General features: G+C 58.3%; 5 protein-coding genes. 3 read left to right on the top strand and 2 right to left on the bottom strand.

Annotated elements, in window-relative coordinates:
* Nucleotides 1–174: 174 nt before the first annotated feature.
* Together ispH and WCA53_RS32735 are read right to left on the bottom strand one after the other, a co-directional pair.
* Entirely contained in the window at nt 175–1,131 is a 957-nt protein-coding gene (ispH, locus tag WCA53_RS32740) for a 4-hydroxy-3-methylbut-2-enyl diphosphate reductase (protein ID WP_423921706.1), read from the bottom strand.
* Between the two features lie 2 nt (nt 1,132–1,133).
* The gene (locus WCA53_RS32735; protein ID WP_423921703.1) at nt 1,134–1,589 is read right to left on the bottom strand and encodes an FKBP-type peptidyl-prolyl cis-trans isomerase; all 456 of its coding nucleotides are present in this window, start codon (nt 1,587–1,589) and stop codon (nt 1,134–1,136) included.
* Between the two features lie 252 nt (nt 1,590–1,841).
* Between WCA53_RS32735 and radC the strand changes: the two genes are divergently transcribed.
* The 3 genes from radC to rpmG form a co-directional block, all read left to right on the top strand.
* The gene (gene radC, locus WCA53_RS32730) at nt 1,842–2,600 is read left to right on the top strand and encodes a RadC family protein (RefSeq protein ID WP_423921714.1); all 759 of its coding nucleotides are present in this window, start codon (nt 1,842–1,844) and stop codon (nt 2,598–2,600) included.
* A 292-nt stretch (nt 2,601–2,892) separates the two neighbouring features.
* A complete protein-coding gene (gene rpmB, locus WCA53_RS32725; RefSeq protein WP_031359861.1) occupies nt 2,893–3,126 on the top strand; it encodes a 50S ribosomal protein L28 in 234 nt (77 codons plus the stop codon).
* A gap of 11 nt (nt 3,127–3,137) precedes the next feature.
* Nucleotides 3,138–3,239, top strand: a 102-nt coding sequence (gene rpmG / locus WCA53_RS32720) for a 50S ribosomal protein L33 (protein ID WP_423921709.1), incomplete at its 3' end; no start/stop codon positions are given.

Below are 3,239 nucleotides of genomic sequence, written 5' to 3'. Positions count from 1 at the left end.
AACGCGTTTCTTTGCTTCGTTTCTTTGCGCGTTTGCAAAGAAATGAAGTCCCGCCCCGGATAGGGGCTAACAGAAATAAGCAAGAAAATCCGACTTAAGCAGAACGACCACGCTAGCAGAAGGACTCCACCCTAGCCCCACACGCGCCGCCAGCAGCACCGCCCCAACCGCTACCTACCCTGGCAGTGTCAACCCCCTCGGTAACGGAAACGATACCTTCTCCTCGATCCCGTCCAGTGGCCGCACATTGCGCACGCCCAACTCCCGCAGCCGCGCGATCACCGCTTGCGCCAACACTTCCGGCGCCGAAGCACCGGCCGTCACGCCGATACGCTTTTTGCCTTCTACCCATTTCGGATCGATCTGCGTCGGCGAATCAACCATGTAAGCAGGAATTCCGCGCTTCTCGGCCACTTCACGCAAGCGACTGGAATTCGAGCTATTCGGGCTGCCCACCACAATAACGACATCGCATTGCGGCGCGAGAAACTTCACCGCATCCTGCCGATTCTGCGTGGCATAGCAAATGTCCTGCTTTTTGGGCTCTTTCACAGAGGGATATTTCGACTTCAACGCGTTGATGATCGCCGAGGCATCGTCAACGGATAACGTCGTCTGCGTCACATAAGCAATGCGTTCCGGATCCTCGAGCGCGAGCGCCTGCACGTCCTCGATATCCTCCACCAAATGCATCCCCTCGCCGCTCTGCCCCATCGTGCCTTCGACTTCGGGATGGCCTTTGTGGCCGATCATCACGATATCGAAACCATCCTGGCGCATCTTCGCCACTTCCATGTGCACTTTCGTCACGAGCGGACAAGTGGCGTCGAAAACCCTCAGGCCGCGCGTGTCAGCTTCGGCGCGTACCGCCTTCGACACCCCGTGTGCGCTGAAAATCAGCGTACTGCCGACCGGCGCATCTGCCAGATCCTCGATGAAAACCGCCCCTTTCTTGCGAAGATCCTCGACCACGTAGGCGTTATGGACGATCTCATGACGCACGTAGATGGGCGCGCCGAACAGCGCTATCGCCCGTTCGACGATCTCGATCGCACGATCGACGCCCGCACAAAAACCCCGCGGTTGGGCGAGAAGGATTTCGACATCGAGGAGGGTTTCAGTGGAGCTCATGGCTACAGAATTCCGATGATTTTCACTTCAAAAGTCAGTGCCTGGCCGGCAAGCGGGTGGTTGAAGTCAAACAGCGCAGAGGTCTCGCCGACCTCTTTTAGCACGCCCGCGTAGCGGCCGCCGCCCGGCGCGTTGAATTCGACAAGATCGCCAGGGGAAAAATCCTCGCCGATCATCGCATTTGCGCGCAGCGTAGCAAGCGAGACGCGTTGGATCATCTCGGGATTGCGCGGACCGAACGCCTGCCCAGCCATCAGCCGAAAGGTGGAATGGTGCCCCACCTTCAGACCAAGGAGAATCTCTTCAAGCGGCGGCGCAAGATGACCGACGCCCAGCAGGAGCGTGGCGGGTTTGTCGGTGAACGTGTTGACAATGTCCGCTCCGTCCGCCAGCGCGAGCCGGTAGTGCAGCGTGACATGTGAACCAGGTTTCACCTCGGAGATATCAATGATGCTCATGTTTGATCGTGGTAGCCGTAAAAGCTTGAATTGCGTTGATTGTCTCGTCAGTCTCACATCGGAAAACTTCGATCTATCCGCGTCCGGTTTGCAAAAAGCGGCAAACCGTCATTGTAAGCCACAGTGCGCATGCCTCGCCGCGCTCCCCTTGGCAGCGTGCCGGACGCGCCCACGCCCCAGCCTGGATAGGTCAGTCATGCGGTCCGGCCCCATCGGGAGCCCGGCATGAACGCCCGCCTTGAACTCGTTACGATGGCGGCGCAGTCGGCCTGCTTGATCGAGCAGCCGGATTTTGAGCCATTCGCTGCTGCACGCGCCGTGCCCGCGACCAATCGCATTCTCGATTGGCCAGAACGCGATCGTCCCCGTGAGCGCTTGCTGCAACTGGGCGCACACGCGTTGTCGGACGCAGAACTTCTCTCGCTATTCCTGAATACAGGCCGTCCAGGCATGACCTCTGTCGACATCGCCCGCGACCTTCTCGTGCAATTCGAGACATTACGGGGCGTGCTTGCCGCCACGGCTGCGCAATTGCGCGCGTGCAGCGGTATCGGGCCCGCCAAGGCCGCTTTGCTGTTGGCCGTGTCCGAGCTTTGCCAGCGCGCGCTCGCCGAAAAGACACGTTCGCGCCCATTAATGGATTCGCCGCAACCCGTGGAAGACTATTTGAAGTTGCTGATCGGGAATCGCCCCCACGAGGTGTTCGTCACGCTGTTCCTCGACGTCAAGCATTGCCTGATTACTACAGACGAATCGGCGACGGGCACTATCTCGCGCGTGGCCGTTTATCCGCGCGAGATCGTTCGGCGGGCGCTCGCGTTGAACGCGGCGAGCGTGATCGTCGCGCATAATCATCCTTCTGGGGGCGTGGCACCGAGTGCGAGCGACCGCCGCCTGACAAGGATGCTCCAGGACGCGCTTGCGCTAATAGATGTGCAACTGCTGGATCATCTGGTCGTGGCGTCGAACGAGATATTTTCATTTTCACGACAGGGATTACTTTCGGCTTGAACGATTCCTGGACGACTATTAACAGCGAAACCTCGCCCGGAAGGCCGTACGCGCTGGAACCGCAGACAAAACGGCCTTGCGCAACTGAGCCATATAGCTCTGCTCGTACCAAAAAGAGTTGATTTTGCAGGTTTTTTGCGGGTAGAATCTCGGTTTGCTTCTTTCAACCAACCTGTTCCGAGCCGAGCAAACGTAGCGGTCCTTTCGGGCCAAGCCTCTCCGGTCGCCCGAAGTGGTCCAAAAGTGTATCTGGCGTTCGAACTCAGAATTAAAGCGTATTAGGAGTGCTCTCATGGCACGTGTATGCCAAGTAACCGGGAAGGGGCCGATGAGCGGCAACAACGTTTCCCATGCGAACAACCGCACCAAGCGTCGTTTCCTGCCGAATCTGCAAAACCGCCGCTTCTTCGTCGAAAGCGAAAACCGTTGGGTTCGTCTGCGTCTCTCGAACGCCGGCCTGCGCTTGATCGACAAGAATGGTATTGATTCCGTGCTCGCAGACCTGCGCGCACGTGGCGAAGTCTAAGGAGCACGAATATGGCCAAGGGCGCACGCGACAAGATCAAGTTGGAATCGACCGCAGGTACGGGTCACTTCTATACGACTACGAAGAACAAGCGCAACATGCCGGAAAAGATG

Origin of the sequence: Caballeronia sp., from assembly GCF_049581465.1 — a bacterium.
Taxonomy (GTDB): domain Bacteria; phylum Pseudomonadota; class Gammaproteobacteria; order Burkholderiales; family Burkholderiaceae; genus Caballeronia.
The sequence above is the reverse complement of the archived record's forward strand: the minus strand, read 5'-3'. Positions and strand labels throughout refer to the sequence as shown.